Origin of the sequence: Tenacibaculum sp. Cn5-46, assembly GCF_022347705.1 — a bacterium.
GTDB lineage: Bacteria > Bacteroidota > Bacteroidia > Flavobacteriales > Flavobacteriaceae > Polaribacter > Polaribacter aiptasiae.
Window position 1 is genome coordinate 170522 of the sequence record NZ_JAKRGD010000002.1, and the last position, 26799, is coordinate 197320.

Consider the following 26799-nt stretch of genomic DNA (forward strand, 5'->3'; position numbering starts at 1 on the left):
TTATAAACTCATTAAATCCGTTAAATCCAATGTCTATTGGGTTTAGCGGATTTTTTCTTTTTAAATTATTTATTTAATTGACAATCAGTTGTTTGTGAGTTTTTTGTTTGTTATATTTATGTTGTGTAATGCTATTTCTATCTTATTTAAGATATTTATCATTACACCCCAATTAACTAACTTAAACCCTTCAAACGATGAAGCACAATTATTTAAAAAATGTGTTTTTATCTTCTTTATTATTGGCTGGAATTGCTACGGTAACCGCCCAAGATAATAGAGGATTAAAACATATTAAGCTCGAGAAATCTTCAAAAATCTCTTTACAGCAAGCGCCTGATATCATCAGGAAAAAATTAGAATTATCCCCGAATGACAACTTACAAAAAATTAAATCTGAAGTAGATAACTTAGGATTTACTCATGAAAAATTTCAACAAAAATTTAAAGGTTTAAAAGTCGAATTTGGAACGTACTCTGCTCATGCTAAAAACAGCGTGTTGCAAACGATGAATGGTGAATTTTACGATGTAGGTAAGGTAAATGTAAAACCGAACTTATCTAAGAATTCTGCTTTTAACAGAGCTATTGCTCATACTGGCGCCCAACAATATTTATGGGAACTTCCTAAAGAAGCGAAAGCTTTAGGTAATTATAAAAAACCCGAAGGTGAATTACTTATTCTTCCTAGAGAGGTTATTGGTACTAAAACTGCTAGATTAGCATACAAGTTTGATATTTATGCTACGAAACCTTTGAGTAGAGGTGACTTGTATATTGATGCTCATACTGGTGAGGTTTTATTTTTTAACGCTACTATTAAGCATTTAGATGAGCATGCTCATTCTTCTGAACATTTAGGCGCTGTGAGCCACGATATTGGTGCTAAATTTATTGAAACTTTAGCTACTGGTAATGCTGCTACTCGATATAGTGGTACACGTTCTATTACAACTAGAATTATTGGAAGTACTTATGCTTTACGTGATAATACTAGAGGTAATGGTGTAAATACTTATAATAGTGGTGGCCAGCCAAGTTATCCTTCTACTAATTTTACGGATGCTGATAACAATTGGACTGCTGCTGAATTTGACAATGCCGCTAAAGACAATGCTGCCTTAGATGCTCACTGGGGTGCTATGATGACTTATGACTATTTTCAAAATAAACATAATAGAAATAGTTTTAATGGTTCTGGTGCTGCTATTAATAGTTATGTGCATTACGATAATATTGCTGGTGGTGCTGGATATGATAATGCTTTTTGGAATGGTTCGGTAATGACTTATGGTGATGGTTCTTCTAATGGGCAAGAAGGTAATGGTAATTTTGATGCCTTAACTTCTATCGATGTTGCTGCGCACGAAATTGGTCACGCTGTTTGTTCTAATACAGCTAATTTAGCTTACCAAAGAGAATCTGGTGCTTTAAATGAAGGTTTTTCTGATATTTGGGGTGCTGCTGTTGAGCATTTTGCGAAAGGAAATGGTAGTGACACTGCTCCTAGTAACGCTGTATGGCTTATTGGTGATGAAATTGATAGAAGAGTTGGTGCTGTTGCATTGCGTTCTATGAGCAATCCTAACGAAAGAAATCAGCCTGATACTTATGGTGGTACTTATTGGAAAGAACCTAATTGTGGTGTTCCTACTCGTGCCAATGATTATTGTGGTGTTCACACGAATTCTGGTGTTTTAAATTATTGGTTTTACTTATTAACCGTAGGTGGTTCTGGTACGAACGATATTAATAATGCTTATAACGTTACTGGTATTGGTATGGAGAAAGCTGCTAAAATATCGTATCGTTTAGAAGTGAATTACTTATCTGCTAATTCTACTTTTGCAAATGCAAGAACTGGTGCTATTACGGCTGCTACTGATTTGTATGGTGCTAATAGTAATGAGGTTAAATCTGTTACCAATGCTTGGCACGCTGTTGGTGTAGGTGATGCTTATTCTGAGCCATGTGCTTTGGCTGCCCCTGCTAATTTTGCTGGAAGCAGTATTAATGATAACGGATTTACATTGTCGTGGACTGCTGTTTCTGGTGCTGTATCATATACAGTAACTGCAAATGGTACTTCTACTACAGTAACTACTACTTCGCAGGTTATTACAGGTTTAAATCCTGGTACTGAATATGCATGTACGGTAACTGCTAACTGTTCTGCTAATGGTAGTGGTACTGCTGCGAATGTTTCTGTAACAACTACGGGTACTGCTCCTCTAGTGTATTGTACCTCTAAAGGTGCGAATGTTAGTGATGAATATATTCAAAAAGTTGAATTAGGTTCTATTAATAATACATCTACAGGTGGTAATGGATACTCTGATCATACTTCCATTTCTACGAATTTAACGAAAGGTGATTCTAACACAATTACGATTACTCCTAAATGGACTGGTACTGTTTATGATGAAGGTTATGGTGTTTGGATTGATTATAACCAAGATGGTGATTTTTCTGATGCTGGTGAAACGGTTTGGACGAAAGCTAAATCGAAAACTACTCCTGTGAGTGGAACTTTTACGGTTCCTGCTTCGGCTACTAATGGTGCAACGAGAATGCGTGTTGTTATGAAATATAATGCTACTCCAACTGCCTGTGAAGCTTCTATTCAATATGGTGAGGTTGAAGATTATACAGTTGTTATTGGTGCTGGTCAAGCCGATACTACTGCTCCAACTGCTCCTAGTAGTTTGGCTGCTACTAATGTTGCTCAAACTACCTTAACGTTAAATTGGTCTGCTTCTACTGATAATGTAGGTGTAACGGGTTATGATGTATATCAAGGTACTACTGTAATTGGGTCGACTACTACGGCTACTTCTTATAATGTAACTGGATTAACTGCTGCTACTGGATATTCTTTTTCTGTAAAAGCTAAAGATGCTGCTGGTAATGAATCGGCTGCTAGTAATGTTGTTAACGTTACTACTTTAGATAACCAAGTTTCTTATTGTGATTCTAAAGGTACTCGTGTTACTTACGAATGGATTGATTATGTTGCTTTTGGTGGAATGACTAATTCTACGGGTGCGAACGGTGGTTATGGCGATTTTACTTCTAAAGTTGCTACTGTAGCTCAAGGTAGTACAAGTCAGTTAGTAGTAAGTGCTGGTTTTAGCGGAAGTGCTTATAACGAATATTTTGTTGTATGGATTGACTTTAATGGTGACGGTGATTTTTCTGATAGTGGCGAACAGGTTACTTCTGGTAATTCTACCACTGCTGGTAATAGAACAACTAATATAACAGTACCTGCTGGTGCTAAATTAGGAGCAACTAGAATGCGTGTTTCTATGAAATATAATTCAGCACCAACTGCTTGTGAGGCTAATTTAGGTGACGGTGAGGTTGAAGATTATACAGTAAATATTACTGCTTCTAGTGTTGGTATTGTAGATACTAATATCGTTGGTGAAACTATTAGAACTAATGCTATTTCTAATTTAATGACTTATCCGAATCCTGCTAAAAATACGATTCAAATTAAGTTGTCTTCTGAGGCTAATAATATGTCTTACAGAATTGTAAATACGATTGGGAAAATTGTTCAAGTTGGTCGTTTATCTTCTTCTGAAATTAATGTTTCTAAATTGAATACTGGAATTTATATTTTAGAGGTTAATGATGGTCAAAAAATATTGAAGACTAAATTAATGAAAGAGTAAAAAAGGGTAAAACCTTACTTGCAATATGGGAAAGCCAGAACGAAATTTTGTTCTGGCTTTTTTCGTTTTTTTTCGTTGTTGAAAAATTATTTTTTTAATACATTTATTGAGTGAAGAATAAAAATTTAAGACTTTTTATGTCTTAAATTTTGTTTTTCACATATTTTTTATTAATCAAAACCCCCCGGAACAATGAAACACAATTGTATTAAAAATGTGTTTTTAGCATCTTTCATGCTCGCTGGTTTCTTAACAACCACAGCACAAGAAAGTAGAAGTCTAAAGCGAATCAAGATGGTTGAATCTTCTAAATCATCTTTAGAAAAAGCCCCCGAAATTCTTAGAAAAAAACTTCAACTCTCCTCCAACGATGGTTTGGTAAAAGTAAAGGAGAAACGTGATGACCTCGGTTTTACTCACAAGAAATTTCAACAAAAATTTAAGGGTCTTAAAGTTGAATTTGCCACCTATACAGCACATGCTAAAAATGGCAGATTGAAAACTATGAATGGTCAATTTTATGATGTTGGTAAAGTGAATGTTATTCCTAAGCTATCTAATAAACAAGCCTTTCAAAAAGCGTTGGATCATACTGGCGCTGAAAAATACCTTTGGGAGTTTCCAAAAGCTGCCAAAGAGATGGATAATTACCAAAAACCTGAAGGTGAATTGGTTATTTTACCTAGAGAAGTTATACGTACTGATGCCCCTAAATTAGCATACAAGTTTGACATTTTTGCTACCAAGCCTTTGAGCAGAGGTTACTTGTATATTGATGCGCATACAGGTAAAGCTTTATTTTTTAATCCTATTATTAAGCACGCCGACAATTTTGGTCATGTAGGTGAGGTTTCTCATGTTTCTCATGAACATGCTAAAGAAAGTTTTGAGTCAATGCTTGTTGCTGGTTCTGCTCAGACTCGTTATAGCGGCACTCGTTCTATTGAAACTAGAAATGATGGTGGCGTATTTAGCTTGAATGATGAATCTAGGAAAGTGTATACTCGAAATGCCAATAATCAGCCTGCTTCTGGTTATCCTTATGTTAACAATTATACGGAGTTTACCGATAATGATAACAATTGGACTACGGCCGAGCATAGTGCGAATAAAGACAATGCTGCTTTAGATGCGCATTGGGGTGCTATGATGACCTATGATTATTTTCAAGCTGAGCATAATAGAAATAGTTTTGACGACAATGGTGCTGCTATTCGTAGTTATGTGCATGTTGGTACGAATTATGACAATGCCTTTTGGAATGGTTCGGTAATGTCGTACGGTGATGGTTCTTCTAATGGTGCGGAAGGTAATGGTCGTTTTGACGCTTTGACTTCTATTGACGTCGCTGCTCATGAAATTGGACATGCTGTATGTACGAGTACTGCCGATTTAGCTTATCAACGTGAATCTGGTGCTTTGAATGAAGGTTTTTCTGATATTTGGGGTGCTGCTGTTGAACATTTTGCGAAAGGTAATGGTAACGATATGGCTCCTGATCCTGCGGTATGGTTAATTGGTGATGAAATTGATAGAAGAGCTGGTGCTGTTGCTTTGCGTTCTATGAGTAATCCTAATGAAAGAAGTCAGCCTGATACTTATGGTGGTTCTTATTGGAAAGACCCTAACTGTGCTTTTCCTAATCAATTTAACGATTATTGTGGTGTACACACCAATTCTGGTGTTTTAAATTATTGGTTCTACTTGCTTACGGTTGGTGGTTCTGGTACAAACGATATTGGTAACAATTTTAATGTTGCTGGTATTGGTATGACAAAAGCTGCTAAGATTTCGTACCGTTTGGAAGCGAATTACTTATCGGAGAATTCTACTTTTGCCGATGCTAGAGAAGGGGCTATTATTGCTGCTTCTGATTTGTATGGTGAAGATAGTGCTGAAGTTATTTCGGTTATTAATGCTTGGTATGCTGTAGGCGTTGGAGAACTTTGTTTCTTAGATGCTCCTGATAACTTTGTTTCTTCTAGTATTTCTGATGCCGCTTTCTCTTTATCATGGGATGCTGTTCCTAGCGCGATGTCTTATACTATTGATATTAATGGTACTATTGATGGGGTTACAAACCCTGGGGAATTTACGGTTACTGGTACTTCTTTAGCGGTTCCTAATTTAGATCCTGGTACTGTTTATGTTTGTACTATTAAAGCGAATTGTACTGATGGTGGTAGCGGTAAACTTGCTACGCTAAGTGTTACTACTACGGGTACTCCTCCTTTGCGTTACTGTATTTCTGAAGGGAATAATGTTGACGATGAATATATTGGTAGAGTTCAAATTGGTAGTATTGATAATACGACTCCTAAAGGTAGTGGTTATACAGATCATACCGATCTTTCTACTGATTTAGCTAGAGGTAGTTCTCAAACTATTACAGTTACTCCTGTATGGCGTGCTACTGAATATGAAGAAGGTTATGGTGTTTGGATTGATTACAACCAAGACGGTGACTTTTCTGATCCTGGTGAAACGGTTTGGACTAAAGATAAATCGAATGAAACTCCTGTTAGTGGTACGTTTACGGTTCCTACGGATGCTTCTTTAGGGGCTACTCGTATGCGTGTTGTTATGAAATATGATGCTACGCCTACTGCTTGTGAAAAGTTATTTTCATATGGTGAAGTTGAGGATTATACGGTGGTAATTACTGCTGTGTCTGCCGATACAGAAGCTCCTACAGTTCCTACGAATTTTATGGCTAGCGATGTTACGTTGTCGTCTGCTACTTTAAGTTGGGATGCTGCTACTGATAATGTTGGTGTTGTTGGCTACGATGTTTACCAAGGTACTACTTTGGTTGAATCTACTGCAAATACTTCTATTGCTGTTAGTGGTTTGAATATGAATACTTCGTATACCTATTCTGTAAGCGCTAAAGATGCTGCGGGTAATTCTTCTACTGCTGTTGAACTTACGTTTATGACCTTAAACGATACGGAAGCTCCTAGTGTTCCTTTAAATGTAGTGGCTTCTAATATTACGATGTCTTCTGCTACTTTAAGTTGGGACGCTTCTACGGATAATGTTGGTGTTGTTGGTTATGATGTTTATTTAGGTACTGACTTGGTAAGCTCTGTTACGAATACTTCTATTGACCTTAGTGGTTTAACTTTGGATTCTTCGTATACCTATTCTGTAAGTGCTAGAGATGCTGTTGGTAATGTTTCAGCTAAGACTGATGTTTCTTTTGCTACTTTAGGTGATACGGAAGCTCCTTCTAAACCTGGAAACTTAACAGCTTCTGGCATTACTAAAACGAAAGCTAGCTTAAATTGGAATCCTTCTATTGATAATGTTGGTGTTGTTGGTTATGATGTTTTTAGAGGTGCTACTTTAGTAAGTTCTACCACAAATACTTCTTTTGCTTTGTCTGGTTTATCTGCGGGTACTTCTTATACGTATTCTGTAAAGGCTAAAGATGCGGCTGGTAACATTTCTGCTACTGCTACTGTTACATTTAAAACAGTGGATAATGGTCCGACCTATTGTTCTGCTCAAGGTAATAGTACAAGCACTGCTTGGATTGATTATGTTGCTGTAGGTGGTATGTCTAAATCTTCTGGTTCTAATGGTGGTTACGCTAACTTTACAAACAAGGTTGGAAATCTTAGTAAAGGCGGTAGTTCTTTAATTACAGTAAGTGCTGGCTATGCTAGTAGTAATAACAGACCTACGATGTTTTTTGCTGTTTGGATTGACTTTAACCAAAATGGTTATTTTGATAATAACGAACGTATTATGACCAATGCTTCTAGTCAGCAAGGTAATCGTTCTACTAGTTTCTCTATTCCACATTCGGCTAAATCTGGTAAAACGAGAATGCGTGTTGCTATGCGCCATAATAGAGAGCCTAATCCTTGTGGTTCTTTTTCTAGTGGAGAAGTTGAAGACTATTCTGTTAAGATTGGTTCTGGTGGTTTTATTGTTGGACTTGACGGTACTCCTCAGGAGGATGCTATTTCTAAAATGTTAGTATATCCTAATCCTGGAACTAATGAAATTCAGGTTAAACTTCCAGATACTGGTAAAATGATGCATTATAGAATTATAAATAGTATTGGGAAAGTTGTGTTATTTGGTGATTTGAACTCTTCTCGTATTAACATTTCTAGTTTGAATACTGGTATGTATTTTATTGAGGTTTCTAATGGTGAAAAATTATTTAAAACTAAATTGATGAAGAAATAATAAGTTGTACTTATTATCTGATAGAAAACCCAAGCTTTTGCTTGGGTTTTTGTTTCTTTGCATAAATTTTAGCAAATGAATTACCTATCTGTAGAAAACATATCGAAAGCATATGGCGAAAAAATATTGTTTCAAGACATTTCTTTTGGAATTAACAAAGATCAAAAGATAGCTTTTGTTGCGAAAAATGGTAGTGGTAAAACTTCTATTTTAAATATTGTTGCTGGTGTTGATGAGTCAGATACTGGACAGGTAGTGAGCAGAAAAGGTATTGATATTGCCTATTTATCGCAAGACGATAAATTAGATCCATCTTTATCTATTGAAGAGACTATTTCTTCTACAGATAATAAAGTTTTAGACATTATTAAGCAGTATGAAAAGGCTTTGGAGAATCCGGATAATACGGAGGCTTATCAAGAAGCTTTTGAATTGATGGAACAACATAATGCCTGGGATTTTGAAACGCAATACAAGCAAATTTTATCGAAGTTAAAGCTGGATAATTTACAGCAAAAGGTTGGTTTGCTTTCGGGTGGTCAGAAAAAACGTTTGTCGTTGGCTCTTGTTTTAATTCAGAAACCGGACTTACTTATTTTAGATGAGCCTACAAACCATTTAGATTTGGAAATGATTGAATGGTTGGAAGCTTTTTTTGCTAAAGAGAAGATTACTTTGTTTATGGTTACGCACGACCGTTACTTTTTAGAGCGTGTGTGTAATGAAATTATTGAGCTTGACAATGGTCAGTTGTATAAATACAAAGGAAATTACTCGTATTACTTACAAAACAAAGAAGAACGTTTGGCCTTAGAAGCTACCAATTTGAGTAAGGCTAAAAGTTTATTTAAAAAGGAGTTGGATTGGATGCGTCGTCAGCCAAAAGCTCGTACTACGAAGTCTAAATCTCGTATTGATGACTTTTTTGAGATTAAGAAGAAAGCGCATAAGCGTAGAACTGAGCATGAAGTTCAATTAGAGATTAACATGGAGCGTTTAGGTAGTAAAATTGTAGAGCTTCATAAGATGAAAAAATCGTTTGGTGATAAAGTTATCTTAGATGGTTTTGACTATGTATTTAAACGTGGTGAGCGTATTGGTGTTATTGGTAAAAATGGTACTGGTAAATCTTCTTTTTTAAATATGTTAACTGGTGCTATTCCGTTAGATGGTGGTAAAGTTGTTGTTGGTGAAACGGTTAAGTTTGGTTACTATACTCAAAAAGGGATTGTAATAAAAGAAGGGCAAAAGGTTATTGAAGTTATTAAGGAGTTTGGTGAATATATTCCGTTGAGTAAGGGTCGTAAGATTTCTGCTGGACAACTTCTTGAACGCTTTTTGTTTGACCGTAAAAAGCAGCACGACTTTGTTGAAAAATTGAGTGGAGGTGAGCAAAAGCGTTTGTACTTATGTGCAGTGTTGATTCAGAATCCGAACTTTTTGATTTTGGATGAGCCTACGAACGATTTGGATGTAGTTACGTTGAATGTTTTAGAGAACTTTTTATTGGATTATCCTGGTAACTTGATTGTGGTTTCTCACGATCGATATTTTATGGATAAGATTGTTGATAACCTATTTGTGTTTAGAGGTGAGGGTGCTGTTGACAACTTTCCTGGTAATTATTCTGATTTTAGAGCTTATGAGGACTCTAAGCCTAAAGAAGAGAAGGAAGTAAAGCAAGAAGTGGTTGCTCCTGTTAAAACTCCTAAAAAGGGTGTTTTAAGCTATAATGAGAAACGCGAATGGGGCTTACTTGAAAAAGACATTGATAGATTGCAAAAGAAAAAGGCTGCTCTTGAAGAGAAGTTTATGAATGTTGAGTTTTCTGCCGATGAGATTAATGAAAAATCTAAAGAGCTTCAAGATATTATTGAAAGTATTGAAGAAAAGGAAGAACGCTGGTTTGAACTTTCTATGAAATTGGAAGGGGAGTAGTTCTTCCTTTTCTTTTGGTTTTTGTTTTAGGTTGCTTGTTTTATACTTTAGGATACAAGAATATTCAATTGGATTAGCAGTTTTATAAAACCGACCGCTTGTTTTATACTTTAGGACGCAAGAATATTCAATTGGGGTGGCAGTTTTATAAAACCGACCGCTTGTTTTATACTTTAGGACGCAAGAATATTCAATTGGGGTGGCAGTTTTATAAAACCGACCACTTGTTTTATACTTTAGGACACAAGAATATTCAATTAGATTGGTAGTTTTATAAAACCGATGACCTGTTTTTTATAGGTTTACTATGAATTTAATTTTTGATATGTTTTGATATTCTGGTGACTTGGCTCCATAAATACTTTTGACATATTTTTTTACATTTTGTACTGTTGTATATAAGCTTGCATCACCTTTGTATAGTATTGCATTTCTTTCTATTAGCTTAGAACTGAATGCCGCTTCTGTTTGATCTACTTTTTTGGTGCTTTCTACTAATGAAGCATGGTAATCGTTTAAGCTTTCTAATTTTAATTCTTCTAAGTTTGGGTTATAGGCTGTTATGGTTGTTAGCAGTTGTATAAGTTTTGCAAAATTGTCTGCTAATTGGGTGTAGGATTGCCTTGATGTTGATATTGTTTTCTTTTCTTCTCCTGTTGCTTCGTCTATTTGTTTCTTTTTCTTTGTATTTCCTTGTATGAGTTTATTTAAATGTTTTGCTTGTGCTAGTATTCCTTCTGTAAGCCCTAAAATTTCTAATTGGTTAATTACCCTTGTTGAGGTTTTCTTTAGGGTATTGTATTTTTCTTGTCGTACTGAAATGGCGTTTTTCTTTGCATTTCGTTTTTCTTCTGCCTCTGTTATTGCATTGAGCGCATTTGCATAGAGTAGATTTAAATTTTCTACGGTGAGACTTTCTACTGGTGGATTGTAGTTGGTGTATAAACTTATGTGCTCTATTAGCTTTTGTAAGTTTGCTACATTTTTGGCATTTCCTGTTTCATATTGCTTGCTCATTTTTGATGATTTTTAAAGTAAGTTTTATACGTTGTATTTTGACTTACTTGTGTTAATACTGCTTTTAATTTAGCTGTATTCTTTGCCTTTTACTAAGGCTAATGAACAAACGGTAGGTTTTATGTAATAAACGGTTGTATTTTTTGTTTTTGTGGTTTTATTTTATTGAAAGTTAATGATTTATATATGTGATATTAATTGCTATTGTTTATTTTTAATTGAGAATAAAAGTTTAAATAATTCATTTCTTCGTTTTTAAACTCTATAGTTTTGTTTTTCAAAATTATAGTAGAATTATCAGTCCATTTAGCAGAAAAGGGTCCCCAACCATTAGGTTTATAACTTCCTATACTTTTTAACTTTCCATTAATATTTTTAAATAACTGAAAACCATTATTACTGTAACCTGCTTCAATATCTGAGTTTACAGAGATTAAGAATTCTCCATTTTCCGAAAAATATGGCCTACCAAATAAGTTTGTGGTTTCTCCGCTGGTGTCATTAATTAATTTATATCCATTTCCTTCTCCCCATTGGGTACGAACAGAATAGAAACCGAAATTTTTAAAATAATGTTCAAAGGTGTTATCTGTCTCGTCTGTATTTGGGTCTAATGAAATAAGTTTCCATTTATTATTAGTCATTTTTAAGTGAAGCCCAGTAGAATCTTTTTTTGCGAATTCTTTATTAATGTTTAAAAGATATTTTTCAATTTCTAAAGCAGTTCGATGGCTATTATTATGAAGCGTAGTTAAAGAATCCAAAACTTCAACTTCAAGAAAATATTCTGTGATTGATATCGAATCAGTATTCTTTAATATTATTGAATAAGAATTATCAAAATGTAAAATTGTATCTAATTTAGTTGGTTCAAACCATCTTTCAATTTTGGATTCAACTGTTGTTATTGGTTCTTTAATTTCTTTTTCTTCTGATATAAGGTCTGTTTGCAATTCAGTTTTTACTGATTGCGATTGGTTAGTTGTATTCTGTTTACAGCTTAAAAGAAGGAAAAATAGTATTATGAATATTAATTGTTGATTCATATTGTTCTAACGGCTAGTGTATAAAATCGTAGCGTGTAAAAAGATACTACATTTTGGAATTAGCACTGAGCCAAATTTTTATATTTTGTTTTAATTTTCTTTTCTTAAAACCAAATTAAAAATTTGGCGGTCTTTGCAAATAAACTAAAACCTTGCGGTTTAGTACTTATTAGCTATGTTTTATACACCGTGTTACCACAAGTTTTTTTTACACATTCAAGTTTTTTCCGTTATTGAATGTTTCTATTTCTGGTTCATATATTGTCTCATCATCTGGTTCAGTTTCAAATACAATCTCAATATCTATATAACGAATCTCATCTATTAATAATGGTTTTGTATCCATAAAAAGCCACTCTTTAGTATCATAATCTTTAATCATATAGTCTTCATCGTCAATGATAATTTCTACTTTATAATTAACATACATTTTTAACTCAACAGATATGTAATCTTCCGAAACATTAGTTATGTTGTAATCCTCTATGTCAGTTTTTACTTCAACAATTGATAAATCGTGTACTTCTAAATAGTTCGAGTATTCGTAATATTTTGTGTAGTCATCGAGTTGGTCATTAACCCAATTCGCAACATCTTGTTGAATTCCATTAGATTTATTCTTAATGAAGTCTTCAATTTCATCTAAACGCTTTTGATGATATTTCCCCTCTATTTCCTTTATTTTATCACTTAGCCATAATTCAAAATCTTCAATTATTTCTAAATGTGTGCTACTGTAGTTTAGCATATCCTTGTCTTTGGAAAAAGCTAATACTTTTACATTATTTTCTTCTGCCCAAAGTTCAATTGATTTTAAGGCAAATGCATCTGGGAATTCACTTTTCTTACCACCTGAACCGAAAGGGAATCTTTTTTCAAAATAACTTCGAAAAATATCTTTAATATTTAAAGTTGGGTAGTCAACAATTTCGATGTTAGATTTATCGAATTGACTTTTTAATTTTTCAACAAATTCTTTTTGTACCTCTTCATTATCAAATGGTTCAAATTTGTCAGAAAGAGAATCAACATTTCTTAAAGTCCTTGTATCATTTCGATACTTTTTAAATTTTAGGCTTGCCTCTAGAATGTTTTTAAAAATTCTGTTTACAATTTCGTCATACGTCAATTCGGGAAGTACAATTTTTATATCTCCTCTTTCTGCGAGTTTATAAACTTCCTTTATCCTTTTGCTTTCGAGAAAATTGTTTGATTCAAAAATAGAAGTATCTATAAAAATTATATCCATAGGTTAATTCAAATGTGTGGTAACTTATTTATATGCGGAACTAAGTTCCTATTATTTATCTATTATGGCTGGCTATGTGGAACTTTTAGGTACTCATATTCAGCTTATATATAATTACTATGTGCTAAATGTAGGTATAACATATAGTATTCCTTTACGGGTATCCGTTAAGAATGTTATTACTTCGTATTTAAAAAAATAAAAGGAATAGGGGACTATTGCTTTCACAATTTTTGCGTGTCTAATGTACTAAAAGTGTGTTAGTGTTGCAAGTGGGGTTGGAGGGATATGTTTTTTGTATTGATTATATAATGTTAAGGAACATTTTTATTCTATTTATATTCAGTTAGCCAACTTTGAAACCCCATTGCTTCAGCCCCATTTCCATTAGCAGCTTTTTTAATTATTTTCAATGCAATTTGTTCAGTTTTATTATCAACTTTCAATTTTTCCAGCATTTGAGTTGCAACCCAAAGGTTAGTTTTATTTTCCTTAACGGTAAGAAGTTCTGCAAAGTTTAGAATTTCAGTTTTGTTATTTTTTTCCGAAAATAAATTTATAATCTCATACATTCTTGCAACTGCAGAATTATTTCTATTCACAGATTTTTTATCAGAATAATCTACTTCTACACAGGTTTTAGTAAGATTTAGATATTCTTTTTTTAGTTTGTCTATGTCCATTTCATTAATTTATTTTTTCTTTTTCTAGTTTTTGAGATTCAAATCATTTCTTTATTCGGTTACTTAAGTAAGATTTAATCTAACTACTTGATGACTTGATTAAAGTCAAATTGAGCTCTTAATTCAATAAGATTTCGATTAGCATAATTTTCTATATTCCATTCTGAAATTCCGATGGATTTTCTTCCTTTTTTAAAGTCCGAGTATAAAGTTAGCCACAAGTCTGGAAGTAGAATTGCTCCAAAAATCAAAATAGTAAAAGAAGGAATGGAGTAATTTCCATTTCCTACCATAAAAGCTTGCATTCTTATTTCATCTTCTACTGTCATTTGATAATTAAGTAAAACGTGTTTTAAATCGTGACTTTCGTATTTAGGAACTAAAGTGAGATTATGCTTATCAAGGCAATTCGCTATTTCTTTCCCTAAAGTTCCATTTTCAAGTTTTCTTAATTCAGAAACCTTTTCTTTATAAGGTTCCATTTTACTAAAGAATTCGATTGTTGAAACTGAAAGGTCAAATGATTGTTTTATAATTTTTCTAGCTATTTTTTGTAGTATGTTCATTTATTTAACTTTTTAAATTAACGTAAGAGTCAAACCATTTATTTCCACAAAGTCTACACTGTTTTGCTTTAGGCTTTCTTGCTAATTTTTGACAAATAGAGCAATTATTTAGGAAGATTTCTTTTTCAATTTTTGCGAGCCTAATGTACTCAATATTTGTTAGTGTTAGAAGTAAATTTAGTGTTGTAAATTATTATAATTACTCTATTCTATTGATATAGTTTTTAAATTTTTAAACAATATTTTTTCTTTTAAATCGGATATTGTTCCGTTAAATTCAATAGTGTCTTTTAATAGTATTTGGGTTAACAATTTTTTTAGTTTTAAAGTATTTTCATGGTTCCGTTTCATCGTAGTAACGAAATTTAAACTCTCAATTCTTTTGAATTATTACTAAACTTTGATAAAGATGCAAAATTTGTATTAAAGCACAAAACCGCTATTTTGTTATATTCTTTTTTCTCTTATTCCGAGAATTAGTTGGCTTATGTATAGGATTTAAGCTCTTATGACATTCTTTTGAAATTCAGGTAATTAATTTTTCATATTTGAATTGTTAGATGATATGGAATACATAGTGTATAGGTAATTTCATCAGTTCATTACTACGAGGTATTTCTACTATTTGTAACGTAATCAAAAATAAAATAATCACTTAAATTTAAATATTATGAGCACAGCAACTAATACAACAGTACAGGGTCATGCATCTTTGAGTATCGACCAAGATACCTCTGTAAAAATGAAAAGTACAAATTTGAATACTTCAAATCCAGAATTTTCTTTAACAGGAGCACCGCCCACTATTAAAATAGAAGCTTTATTGTCATTTTTAAACAAACAATTGGATACCCACATTTCTTTCCCAGGGGTTAATGCTCAAAACAATCCAGCGATTAAAATTGAGGAGTTGAATTTTAAAGTCGGACAAACTTTTGATATAAGCGTTGATATTGATTTTGGTACTACGGGATGGCAGCCTTTTGGAGCCGCTTTTCCAATTTCATTAGAAGATGTTGGATTCTCGGTTAATTATAATGAATCTGATGCTCCTACAATTACTAGTTTAGGAACTACTAAAGGTTCGGTAGCAGGAGGAACTCAAGTTGTAGTACATGGTACTAACTTAGAGAATATTACCAGTGCTAAGTTTGGAACTGTTGCGGTTGAAGAGAGTGATATTACCAAGAAATCTCCGACGAGTGTAACGCTTATATCCCCTAAGGTAATTCAGGCAGAAACAGTTACTGTAATTGTTACTAGTTCTCACGGTAGTAGTAGCGCTACACCATCTAGTGCAAACAGTTTTACCTATACTCCTTAAATAAGACAAAGCATCGTCTATTAATTTTTAATAAATAGTGGCTGTTTTTCCAAAACAGCTACTATACATTGGTGTACTTAATTAATTAAAATCCTATGTCTGTTATTATCTCTTCTAAGTCAAACTTAACTCTTGCAGGTGTTACATTCCACTGTACAGGTGAATGGAAAAACAAGCAATGGATCATTATTTCCAAATGGGACGGAAGTGAAACACTAACGGCAAGTAAACTGGTAAAGGCGATTTTAAATAAATCTTTAAGTAAAAGTAGTTCATCTAAGTTTCCAGCAATTAGCTTTGAAAATGTAACCGGAAAGCTTAAACCAGAGACATCATTTAGTTTTAGTGGAACTTCTAGTGTTTCATGGCCTAAACCGTTTGGCGTTAATCTTGGATTGAAGATTGAAAATCTTGGGTTTACCTTAGCGCATAAGATGGCTGAAAAAGGAACCAATACGCTCCAAGCTTTTGGTAAAGTAAAAGTGGCAGGACAGGAAGTAAACGTTAACTGTTACTTTAAAGATACTTCACCTGTATTTATTTTAGTAGATAAAATTCCTAGTTTGAGTTGGGCAGAGGTCTCATCTCATTTTGGTTTGAACCTACCTAGTAATTTTTTCAATATATCCTTTGCCAACAATCAAATCTATTATTTAGAAAAAGGACAAACGGCTAGTCAGACTTCATTACTACCTTCTGATCTTACTGCTAAATCAGGATTGAATGTTGCGTCAAATGTTACTTTAGAATTAGCAGGGATTACATTTCCTGCTGTAGATGTTAATGTAAATACTGATAGAGATGTGGCTATTAAAGGAACCTTTGATAAAGCAATACCTTTTATAGATAGTAAAATCTTAAAATTAACTGGAGCCAACCCCATGTATACAGGAGGCCCAACTCTTAGAACAAATTTAAAGAGTAGCTCACCTACCTTAGGATTGGCATGCGGATTTGAGTTTTTAGGCTTGAAATGTGGTAATGCGGGGATGACTGTTTCTAAAGATAAAAAAGGAAACATCAAATTTACCGGGAAGTTAGCGTATCCGAATAAAATAGGTACGATAACAAACCCTAGTTTAGATGTTAGTTACTCTAAGGCTAAAGGACTTCAAGTGACTAATTGGCCAGCTTTTGTATCGAAAGGATTGCTTACCTTAAAAGATTTTCTCAAAGCCATAAAGCATATAAATAACCATGAATGTGGCTCAGTTAAGAATAGCGTAAGAAAGAAATTAAAATTAGCCGCAAAAAAAAATGCTCCCACTTTCAAAACTTCTTTTACAATTATTCCAACATTGGGTACTTCATTATCAGGTAATACTACTCAATTAAAAATTACTCTTAACGGAACCTATAGTATATTAACATCTACACCTCCTACAGAGACTATCAATGCTACACAAAAGTCTAATGATATTGTAATTTGTTCTGTTCCATTACCAACACTTAATGTTTTAATTCCTATTCCTACGAGTTTCAGCTTTAGTACCATTAAAACAGAGGCAATACAGCTTATCAATAAAAAGGTAAAAAAAATTGTATCTCAACTACTAAATGAAAGAGCTGCACTTATTAAGTTTTTAGCCGTATTTGTGGGAGTAAAAGAACTGAAAAAACAAATAGAAAATGTTTGTGACAAAAAAGAAGAAGGTGATGATAATGATGGAGGTGATGGAGACCAGCCGAGTACTCAAGATCAGTTGAAAGATTTTTTTGAAGTAGCTGGAGATGAATTAGAAATAGCTGGAGAACCTATTGCCATTGTTGGAGATGTTGCAGCGGTTGTAGGAACTATGGTTGCTACAGGATTGGGAGGTTGTTCTTCTGGTGGAGGCGGAGGTCATGGACATCATAATGGCGGGCATTCATCAGGATCACATGGTAATTCTGCACCCAATATTCAACCATTACCAAAGCCTACTCTTTCGAGTAACTATCCATTTGTTAAGCCATCACATCCTAATCAGAAACAATGGGAGGTAAGTTGGCCTCCTATTCAGGGAGCTTGCTATTATCAAGCAATTTTATATAGTGGTAAAAATTTAGCAAAGGTAGTAATTGTACCACCTGCAGCTTCTGGGAATACTAAGACTTATTTTAAGATTCCTCCTGACATGCCACAAAAGAACGTAACAGCGGCTCCTCCATATTCCTGTAAAGTAATCGCCATAGCGTATCCGGGGTTAAATAATGATAGTCCACAGGCAACCATCAGAATTACTCAATTAGATGAAATAACAAGTTTTAAATCTTCTTTAAATACAGATGAAAATAAGATTAATTTCTCTTTTAAAGGTGTGTCTAATGCTGAAAACTATGACATCAAATTGATCGATGCAGAGAATGGAACTATGGTGGAAAAACAAACTTTATCACAAACAAATAACCAACAATTGGCAGGTTCTTTTCAATTAAGTGGTTCAGCAGCAGATTTAAGTAGTTATCAAATTAGTGTAAAAGCTACAGCGGCTAATTATATCTCTAGTGAAGTGTATACATCTTCTACTAAGCAATTACAATTAGGTATTGGACATATGGCCATAGGTAGCACATTTATCATTCATTAATACAAAAATTATGAGCAAGCAATCACGATCTATATTACAAGGATACTTTACTACAGGTTCTAAGCCTACTCAAGAAGATTTTGATAATTTTATTGACTCGGGAATCAACCAAACTGATGATAACATTACGGTTTCCTCCGATCAAAATGTTGGGTTTGGTGATGATGCTCCCATTAGTAAAGTTTCTATTAAAACAAAACCATCCAAGTCTTTAAAAGGAACTATCTCTTCAAATGGGACAACTTTTACAGTTTCAGCAGAATTCACAATGGATCAAATATCAGTAGGTGATACCTTAGAAATTGTTGGTAATTCATATGTTGTAGCCAGTATTCCATCTGCAAAAACATTTACAACATTAACAACTCCAGCTGTGCCTATTAGCAATCAATCTGTAAGCAAGATTTTTAGCGCTTTATCGGTTCAATCTAGTAAAGGTAGCTCACAATTCTATATTGATCCTAATGGTAAAGTAGGTGTAGGAACAAACAATCCATCAGAAATTTTAGATGTTAACGGAACCATTGCTGCAGCAAAGTTTTCAGGAGATGGGTCAGCGTTGACTAATATCCCTATCAGTGCTTTAGAAGCAGGTGATATTAACTTTCCAGATAATACGATTACAGCACAAAGTTTTACGGGTAGTGCATCTGGGTTAACCAGCATTCCTTCTAGTGAATTAAGCGGAGATATTAAATTACCGAAGAATGCAATTCAGGCACAAAGCTTTATAGGTGATGGATCTAAATTAACAGGTATTAATGCATCGAGTAATGGAATACAGTACTTTAAAGTTGACCAACCTTGTATAGACCCTGGAACTCAAATAACCTTGTCTTGGAATGCTCCTAATGCAAATTATGTAGAACTTACGTATTTAGAAAATTATATAGTAACAACCTTGACTTCTCTAGACCCATTACAGACAAAGATATTTCCAGAGCAAATTGGTAAAAAGTTTTCTCCAAGTTTAACTCAGGTTTATACGTTGACTGCTTATAAATTACCAGATGGAAGTAAGCCTCCATCGAAATCAAATAAAGCTGTTTGGACAGATCAGGTGCAAGTTCAGGTAACGGTACTACCTCCTCTAAAGAGCTTTATGAGGAATCAAAAACAGCATCATAATGCAACACAAGCTGTTACAAATGCAGGAGATATGTTTACTTTTTTAAGAGATATGACTCAAGCCAATGTATATCTTCTAGCCATTTCAATGAACAAAATATACGAATTTCCAGATCTCGCAAATGCTATTACTAGCTATTACCAAAACACTTTGAATTATCCTTGGTCTAGTACAACAAATGGAGAATGGATAACTGATGCTATCAACAAAGTTAATAACCAAAACTAATCACATCATGACAAGAATACTACAAAAGACTAGTGTAGAAGGAACTCCTAAGATTCTTTCCATAAGTCCATCATCTGCTACAGCAGGAACTCAAATTACAATTGAAGGATCTAATTTTGAATATGTAACAGAAGTACAGTTTGGCAAACAAACACTTGAAGTAAATCAAGCTGAAGGAGAGTTTACCGTGATTGCTCCTTCTGTTGTATCTCTAGGTGCAGTAGATGTCATTGTAACTGCAGCCAATGGAGCAGAATCACAACCAGAGCAATTTACCTATGTAGCTTCTCCATTACTTATTAGAGATAATTTAAATGATACTGGAGGACATTCTTCAGGAGCTCATTGGATATCACCCGATATCATTTGTTACGGACAAGATACCTTGACATTTAATGATGTGAATTCTAAATATGCAGAATATTTGCATAAGCCTTTTAAGAATTCTGAAGACAATAATTTTTATGTTCGAGTAAAAAATTTAGGGGAGAATCCTACTGGAGGCTCTGTACAATTATTTTATTCTCCAGTAAGTTTATTTCTAACACCAGAGGTGTGGTCTCAGATAGTTTCACCAACCCAAAATGGAGAGTTTATGGGAGCTGAAGGAGCAATATCAATTCAGCCCAATGAGATAGGATTCACTCCATTACCTTTTAACTTTACTGGGATTCCAACTGGAGGACATTTTTGTATGATTGCAATTGCTAGCGAACAGAATATGACGTTTCCTAAACCTACTAGTTTTGAAAATAATGGAGCCATGGCTCTTTGGGTAAAAAGCAATCCGAATGTAAGCCAACGAAACATGGCTTTTGAAGCTGTAAATAAACCAGAGGCTACATTTAATACAACGATTGGTAACAACAATAATAACGCGTCTAAGTTTTACCTAACGGTGACACCAGCAGGAGGAACAGGGAATTATCCAGCAGGAACTATTGTAAAAGTTTACATTAGTGATTCAAGAGCGCCTTATACAAACCAACAAACATGGAGCAATACAAACGGAGTAACGTTTAATGGTATAAAAATAGATGGTCAGGCAAATGGAGGAGTAGGAGAATCTTTGATTAATGTGAAGATAACTGTTTCAATGCCAACAGGACATGGGAATACTTTTGCTAGAAAAACGGCTCTTGACGTGAATTATTATCAAGAACCTTCTGCACCAGGATTGTATGCAGAAGAAGAACATGTAATTCAATCGTATACCATGGCTCACCACGAAAATTCTGAGTTGGCAATAACTAAAGCTGCTATTTTATTAGGTACTTGTGAGTTTTTGTTTGTAGCAAGCTGAGAAATTAAATTATTTAATAATTGTAATGATATCAAAACTGAATATTCGACTGACTAGCACAGTTAGTTTTTAAATACTAAGGCGAAATCCGAAAAGCCTATTTTAAAGAGAGTAGGAAAAAAAATAATTATTATGTACGAAGCTAAATTAGTAAACGATAATGGGTCTGGTCATCAATCCGATTGGATGGAAGGTACAACGCAAAAAATTGCAAAAGCAAGAGCTTTAGAGAATTATAAAGAGAAATATCCACATGACAATTTAAATAAGTCCCATTATGAGGTAAAGACAGTACACGTCTAATTAAAAAGACGACATCATAGCTGAAGTTGAATTTTGGCTATGTTGTCGTTTGATAATTAAGTAAAACGTGTTTTAAATCGTGACTTTCATATTTAGGAACTAAAGTGAGATTATGCTTATCAAGGCAATTCGCTATTTCTTTCCCTAAAGTTCTATTTTACTAAAGAATTCGATTGTTGAAACAGAAAGGTCAAAATGATCGTTTTATAATTTTTCTAGCTATTTTTTGTAGTATGTTCATTTATTTAATTTTATGTTCAGCGATAATATTTTATAACTTGTTTATATGAGAATTTTGTGCCTTGTATTATTTTCAATTTTCATAATACTTATACACGACCGCTAATTCTTTCCATCGATTGTTTTCGAGCGAGTAAAAGCTAAAATTTAGTTGTGTGTAGTTTGTTCTATATCTTTTTTGGTCTAGAAAAAGAGCTAGTGTACCGTTTCTTAGAATAATTGGTTTTGAAAAAGTATAAACAATAGCGCACATATTTTTTTCCTTTTCTGTTCCTAGTTTTTCAGTTCGGTTGAATGCATTTTGAATTTCTTGCGGACTATCAAGGCGGCTAGAGTAAGGAAATAAATGTTCTTGCCATTCGTGGTTTAATAATGCACTTAGTTCTTTTATAATGTAACTCTTTTCTTTAGCTGATAACTTTAAATTTTTAGTTTGTTTTCCTCTATATAATGACGATAATTCAAATTCTTTAGTTGATTGAATAGCTGATATTGTTGCATTGATTATTGATGCGTCTATGGACTTTGTATAGTATAGAGTATAACATTCAAATTGTTCATATTTCCACCTTGATACCCAATCTCTATAAGGATCTTCCATTAGTCCTAACTTATTCTTAGGAATCTTAGATCTTTTGGATTTTTTATTCCTCATACTAGGAATAGAAGCCTTAAATTCTTCAAGGTTTATTTTGTTAAATGTTTGCTTCTTTTTTTCTAGTAGTTGCTTAGCTAATTGTAATTCCTCAGAAGACATATAAGCCTTAATTAAATGTCTAGTAGTAGTTCCTTTTTGAATTGGATCGTAAGCTGCAGCAATTTCAGCCCAAACCAAAGCATTTACTTTATATTTTGGAGTGGTTATACTCTTTTGAAAGTATATAACAGATAATAATCCCATTGCTCTACCAAACTTTTGGTTTGCCGATTTAATTAAATATTGTTCGGCTAAGGAGTCATTCTTTATTTCTAACTCTTTATTATAATAACAATATCCAACTATAAATTGAGCTGTTTTGTCGCCCGAATCTGCATAAGGTTGCATGATTTTAAAGGATTTTATAAACTTCATTGAGTCAAAATATTTTAATCCTTTTTTGTACTTAGCGTTTTGTGAAAATGATATTGCTGATATAAAGCAAAAAACTATTATTGATGTTAGTTTTTTCATGTTAAAATTTTATTCTAAGCTATCTTTAACAACTTTTGTTTTTGATAAAAGATCGTGAAATCCATTTTTTTGAAATAGAAAAGAAATTCTGTCAAATGGAATTAGTCGGCAAAAAGTTCTAACTATTATATCTTCATCAATTGGTTTTTTACCATCTGTTTTTACCACTTTTGTTTTGGTTATAAACTTTCCAATTGTTTTTTGGAATTTTATTTCCATTAGAGCATAATAAGCAATAAAAGTCCCTAAGATTAAAAGGTTGACAATTAAAAAATTAGTTAATTGGATAAAAAGACTAACTATAAAACCGGTAATAAATGTTACGATTAACCATGCGATAAGATCTATTAAAAAATTCAGAAATCGAATTTCTGAACCAACAACATTTGAATCAATTTTTTCTTTTTGTTTTCTTTCTATTGCTGCTTTTTGTCTTATTTTTTCAAAACCTGAAGTATCGATACCTCGTTTTTCAACTTCTGCATCTGCAGCTTCAATTGCAATGGGGTTATATTTTTCTCTTTCAACAGTTACAATCTTAATTAATTCATTGTCTGTTCTCTCAGACATTACTTTTGCAAATTCGTTTTCCATATGGTTTGTTCTGAATTGAGCTAACTTATTTATGTTAGCATAGCTGTATTTTTAATGTTTCTTTTTCAATTTTAGCGAGTGTAATGTACTCAATGTGTGTTGGTTTTACAAGTGGAGTTTATGTATAGTCGAATATATAATAATAGTAAATATATTAGTGTAATTTTCTATTTATCTAAAACTCCAATAAACTTTAAATATTCAATTTCAACATTATATATTTCGAATAAATGGTCTTTTGTTAAGTTTATTTTTTCCTTATGTATAGCATATTTTACAAGTTCATTTATATCTAAATTGACATTTGATTTATTTTCTGAATTCGGATTTTTGGATAGTAGTCTGATTTTAGACATATAGTTCTCTTCTGCAATCAAAGCATCGCGAATTAAATTCAAATCGGACTTTTTCTTTTGTAGTTTCAATGCAATGAAGCAACTTGCTTCATCTAAGTCGTAGATTTCTTTTCCAGCATTATTTTTATCAATAGTACAGATTGGATTGTTTTTACAGCTGAAAAATGAGAATAAAATTAAAATGTAAGTAAGTTTGAATTTCATTTGGTTAAGCTACGTTTAATGCTGTTTAGGTATTGTTGTAATTAGTTTTTAAGTCCTTGTATGTATTGTTTTATGATATATTTAATTTCACAAATGTCTCTTTTATTTGGTTTTCTATCTGTAACTAAATAAAACATCCAAACCCAAGGGTTGTTTTTAGTTTCAAAATGAAATGTATACTTGTGAAGTAATTTCTCTTTATACGTTCCTTTTGGGTGTTTTAAAATTACGATTTCTTGATTTTCAATATAATCTATCCCTACGAAATTTGGATCTTTCTTTTTAAGTTCAATATCGTTGCCTTGAACATCATAGGCAGATCCTCCTGTTAATCTAAATATGGAAGATACAGAAGAATATGGTGTTTTGTAAGCACGTAAGTGATTAAGATCGCCTTCTAATTTTCCCTTCCATTTTTCAGGTAATTTTAAAGTAAAATTTCTAAGGTTATCAAATATCGTAATGGAGTCTTTTATGAAATAGCCATTACATTCTTTAAAGTTTTTAAAAACAGCGTTGACTTGGGCATTACAAATAGAAGATGCTAAAAAACAAAATAATATATAAACTTTCAATTTCATTTAATTAATTATGAAGGTTAATGTAAAATGCGTTTTTACATTTGTTATGCTCTTTTTTGGTATTGCCATTTTCTAACTAATACATTGTTGTAACACGTTATTTTTTATTTTGATAGAGTTCAATTGCTTTTAAGTATTTTATTCCACCAGTTTCTGTTTGGTCGTGAATAAACCCATTCAATTCTGGATGATTTTTGTCAATCCAGTTCAAAAGTTTATCTCGATTTTTAACAAAAATGGAATCGTTGAAAATCACATTTTTTGCCGTTTCAATACTTGTTATTTTATTATTATCGAAATAGATGATTTGTTTGCTGACAATTGGCTCTTTATGAAGGAAATAGATTCTTTTATCTGTTTTTGAAATTTTAGCTTTTACAGTTTTATTTTCTTGTTTTATTTCGAGGATTTTGTAAGTTGGTTCAAACACAGAATCCCATTTTAACCATTTGATGTATTCTTTTTTAGAAAATGTTTGCTCATAATCATATTCGGTTTCCTTTATTAATAGGCTATCGGTAAGCAAAATTTCGATTTCAGAAACATTTGATTTATCAAGAGCGTTATAATATTTTTTAGCAATTTCCAATTTGTCAAATCCCTTTTCAGAATTTTTACAGGAATTGATTACTATTGCTATGAGTAGTAAAAAAACTGTGAATTTATTCATTTTATGTTCTTTGAATTGATTTAGCTATTATTACATACACTGTTAGGCACTGTTTTATTTACTTAGTTTTTTAATCATTTTCTTAGAATAATTAATTAAGCGTTGTTTTTTATGTGGTGTTAATTCAATTGCTTTTTTATAATATTCAACTGCTTTTTCATTATTCCCTTCAGTTTTATAGGCATAGTATTGAGCTAATCCAAAATAACCTCCATAAAAATCTGGAAATTCCATTTTAATTAATTCGAATATTTTAAGTGATTTTTCTGGTTCTTTTTTGAAATAACTAAAGCCCAAAGCACGTAAATCTTCTTTTTCAATGTCATATTTAGTACTATCGTTTTTAAGTTGATTAAACTTAGCTGTTATATTATTTATTCCATTTTCCTCAATATCTTTTTTAATTAAGAAATAGGCTGGGAAAGGAATTTTACCATCAGAAAAGTAACTTGCTAAATACAAAGCTTTTCTTTTTAGACCACCTTTACTTCCGTTATTAGTGAAAATTGCCACTGTAATTTTTTCAGAAGGAATTCGTAAAACAGTATTAAGGAATCCTGATGTGGAACCACCATGAAGTAAATACTTTTTACCGTTTTTTTCGTCAATTTGCCAGCCAAACCCATAGCCTTTTCCATTAGTTTTTCCATTTTCATTCCAATTTGAAAATGCATCATTTAACAGTTCCTTACTCACAAGAGTTTCGTTATATAAAATTTTATCCCATTTAGCATAATCACTTACAGATGAATAAATTCCTCCATCTCCTTGAATGGCTGTATATTTTGTTTGGTCTTTGTTTTCGTATTTGTTTTTTATGAATTTATATCCGTATGCACGATTTTTAATCTTTAAATCCTTTAAGTACACAGTAGTATTAGTCATTCCTAATTTTTCAAAAACTTCTTCATCCATAAATTCTTTAAAACTTTTACCAGAAACTCTTTCTATAATTGTAGCCAAAACAGCATATCCAGAATTACTATATTTGAATTTAGAATTAGTAGGAAACAAAAGGCTATCTTGTTTTATTAAAAGATTAAGCACGTCTTTATCAACAAGCTGTTTTTTCCAATCTTTTGGATATAATCTATTATAAGACTGTAAACCTGACCTATGCAACATTAGGTTTTTAATAGTTATTTCTTTTCCATAATCTGGAAATTCTGGTATTATTTCAGTTAGTTTAGAATCGTAATTTAATTTCCCTTGATTTATTAATATTAAAATTCCCATTGCAGTAAACTGTTTTGTTACTGATGCAATTCTGTAATTAGTTTCGCAATTGGCAAGGGTTTGATTCTCTAAATTAGCATATCCAAAACTTTGGCAATGCTTTATTTTACCATTTTTTATAACAATAAAACTTGCACTTGGTTTTTCTCCGATATAATCTTGAAATAGATAGTTTATTAAGTCTTTGTCTTGGTTAGTTTGTTTTATTATCTTCTGTGAAGATTTACACCCACAGAACATTAATAAAAGAACTAAAGTTAAAAGTTTATACTTCATTTTTCTCAATTGTGTCTAATTTGTTTATAAGAGGAATTTGTTCCTTAGCATTTATCTAATTCACTTGATTATGAGGAGGTTTTTAAGTACTCATAATTTATAGATAAATATTAAATTTTAAGGATATAGCGTTGTTTTTTTAGAATTCCTTTTTCAATTTTTGCGTGTCTAATTTACTCAATGTGAATTGGATTTGCAAGTGAGGTAGAATAATTGGTTATGGGAGGTGTTG

Annotated in this window: 19 protein-coding genes; 8 read left to right on the forward strand and 11 right to left on the reverse strand. The window is 32.6% G+C overall.

Features of this window, described 5'->3' with window-relative positions; translation table 11 throughout:
- Positions 1-197: 197 nt before the first annotated feature.
- The 3 genes from MHN29_RS04720 (at position 198) to MHN29_RS04730 (ending at position 9821) form a co-directional block, all read left to right on the forward strand.
- Complete coding sequence (locus tag MHN29_RS04720) at positions 198-3680, forward strand: M4 family metallopeptidase (protein WP_235274475.1); 3483 nt, start codon at positions 198-200, stop codon at positions 3678-3680.
- Positions 3681-3872: 192 nt separating this feature from the next.
- Positions 3873-7883, forward strand: coding sequence for a M4 family metallopeptidase (locus tag MHN29_RS04725; protein ID WP_235274474.1), 4011 nt, complete (start codon positions 3873-3875; stop codon positions 7881-7883).
- 75 nt (positions 7884-7958) lie between these two features.
- On the forward strand, positions 7959-9821 hold the full coding sequence (locus MHN29_RS04730; protein WP_235274473.1) for an ABC-F family ATP-binding cassette domain-containing protein: 1863 nt from the start codon (positions 7959-7961) through the stop codon (positions 9819-9821).
- A gap of 294 nt (positions 9822-10115) precedes the next feature.
- Here MHN29_RS04730 and MHN29_RS04735 read toward each other — a convergent pair whose 3' ends face one another.
- From MHN29_RS04735 to MHN29_RS04755, 5 genes are all read right to left on the reverse strand, one after another.
- The gene (locus tag MHN29_RS04735; RefSeq protein ID WP_235274472.1) at positions 10116-10838 is read right to left on the reverse strand and encodes a hypothetical protein; all 723 of its coding nucleotides are present in this window, start codon (positions 10836-10838) and stop codon (positions 10116-10118) included.
- Between the two features lie 194 nt (positions 10839-11032).
- The gene (locus MHN29_RS04740; protein ID WP_235274471.1) at positions 11033-11884 is read right to left on the reverse strand and encodes a hypothetical protein; all 852 of its coding nucleotides are present in this window, start codon (positions 11882-11884) and stop codon (positions 11033-11035) included.
- Positions 11885-12092: 208 nt separating this feature from the next.
- Complete coding sequence (locus MHN29_RS04745) at positions 12093-13133, reverse strand: PIN domain-containing protein (protein ID WP_235274470.1); 1041 nt, start codon at positions 13131-13133, stop codon at positions 12093-12095.
- A gap of 332 nt (positions 13134-13465) precedes the next feature.
- The gene (locus MHN29_RS04750) at positions 13466-13816 is read right to left on the reverse strand and encodes a hypothetical protein (RefSeq protein ID WP_235274469.1); all 351 of its coding nucleotides are present in this window, start codon (positions 13814-13816) and stop codon (positions 13466-13468) included.
- 83 nt (positions 13817-13899) lie between these two features.
- Positions 13900-14382, reverse strand: a complete 483-nt coding sequence (locus MHN29_RS04755) for a ubiquinone biosynthesis protein COQ4 (protein ID WP_235274468.1) — start codon at positions 14380-14382, stop codon at positions 13900-13902.
- Between the two features lie 670 nt (positions 14383-15052).
- On the opposite strand from MHN29_RS04755, the gene MHN29_RS04760 reads away from it, so the two are divergent.
- The 5 genes from MHN29_RS04760 to MHN29_RS04780 all read left to right on the forward strand — a co-directional run bounded on the left by MHN29_RS04760 (position 15053) and on the right by MHN29_RS04780 (position 21239).
- Complete coding sequence (locus MHN29_RS04760) at positions 15053-15706, forward strand: IPT/TIG domain-containing protein (protein ID WP_235274467.1); 654 nt, start codon at positions 15053-15055, stop codon at positions 15704-15706.
- A gap of 95 nt (positions 15707-15801) precedes the next feature.
- Entirely contained in the window at positions 15802-18276 is a 2475-nt protein-coding gene (locus MHN29_RS04765; RefSeq protein WP_235274466.1) for a hypothetical protein, read from the forward strand.
- Between the two features lie 10 nt (positions 18277-18286).
- Positions 18287-19633, forward strand: coding sequence for a hypothetical protein (locus tag MHN29_RS04770; protein WP_235274465.1), 1347 nt, complete (start codon positions 18287-18289; stop codon positions 19631-19633).
- 7 nt (positions 19634-19640) lie between these two features.
- Positions 19641-20936: an IPT/TIG domain-containing protein gene (locus tag MHN29_RS04775; protein ID WP_235274464.1), complete on the forward strand. Its 1296-nt coding sequence runs from the start codon at positions 19641-19643 to the stop codon at positions 20934-20936.
- Between the two features lie 132 nt (positions 20937-21068).
- Positions 21069-21239 carry a hypothetical protein gene (locus MHN29_RS04780; RefSeq protein ID WP_235274463.1) on the forward strand — a complete coding sequence of 57 codons (171 nt, stop codon included), beginning with the start codon at positions 21069-21071 and terminating at the stop codon, positions 21237-21239.
- A 313-nt stretch (positions 21240-21552) separates the two neighbouring features.
- On the opposite strand, the gene MHN29_RS04785 is transcribed toward MHN29_RS04780, so the two are convergent.
- The 6 genes from MHN29_RS04785 to MHN29_RS04810 form a co-directional block, all read right to left on the reverse strand.
- Positions 21553-22650 carry a hypothetical protein gene (locus MHN29_RS04785; protein ID WP_235274462.1) on the reverse strand — a complete coding sequence of 366 codons (1098 nt, stop codon included), beginning with the start codon at positions 22648-22650 and terminating at the stop codon, positions 21553-21555.
- 9 nt (positions 22651-22659) lie between these two features.
- A complete protein-coding gene (locus MHN29_RS04790) occupies positions 22660-23244 on the reverse strand; it encodes an RDD family protein (protein ID WP_235274461.1) in 585 nt (194 codons plus the stop codon).
- A 167-nt stretch (positions 23245-23411) separates the two neighbouring features.
- Positions 23412-23804: a hypothetical protein gene (locus MHN29_RS04795; protein ID WP_235274460.1), complete on the reverse strand. Its 393-nt coding sequence runs from the start codon at positions 23802-23804 to the stop codon at positions 23412-23414.
- Positions 23805-23845: 41 nt separating this feature from the next.
- Positions 23846-24385, reverse strand: coding sequence for a hypothetical protein (locus MHN29_RS04800; RefSeq protein ID WP_235274459.1), 540 nt, complete (start codon positions 24383-24385; stop codon positions 23846-23848).
- Between the two features lie 97 nt (positions 24386-24482).
- Positions 24483-25055 carry a hypothetical protein gene (locus MHN29_RS04805; protein ID WP_235274458.1) on the reverse strand — a complete coding sequence of 191 codons (573 nt, stop codon included), beginning with the start codon at positions 25053-25055 and terminating at the stop codon, positions 24483-24485.
- 54 nt (positions 25056-25109) lie between these two features.
- The gene (locus MHN29_RS04810; RefSeq protein WP_235274457.1) at positions 25110-26567 is read right to left on the reverse strand and encodes a serine hydrolase domain-containing protein; all 1458 of its coding nucleotides are present in this window, start codon (positions 26565-26567) and stop codon (positions 25110-25112) included.
- Between the last annotated feature and the right edge of the window lie 232 nt (positions 26568-26799).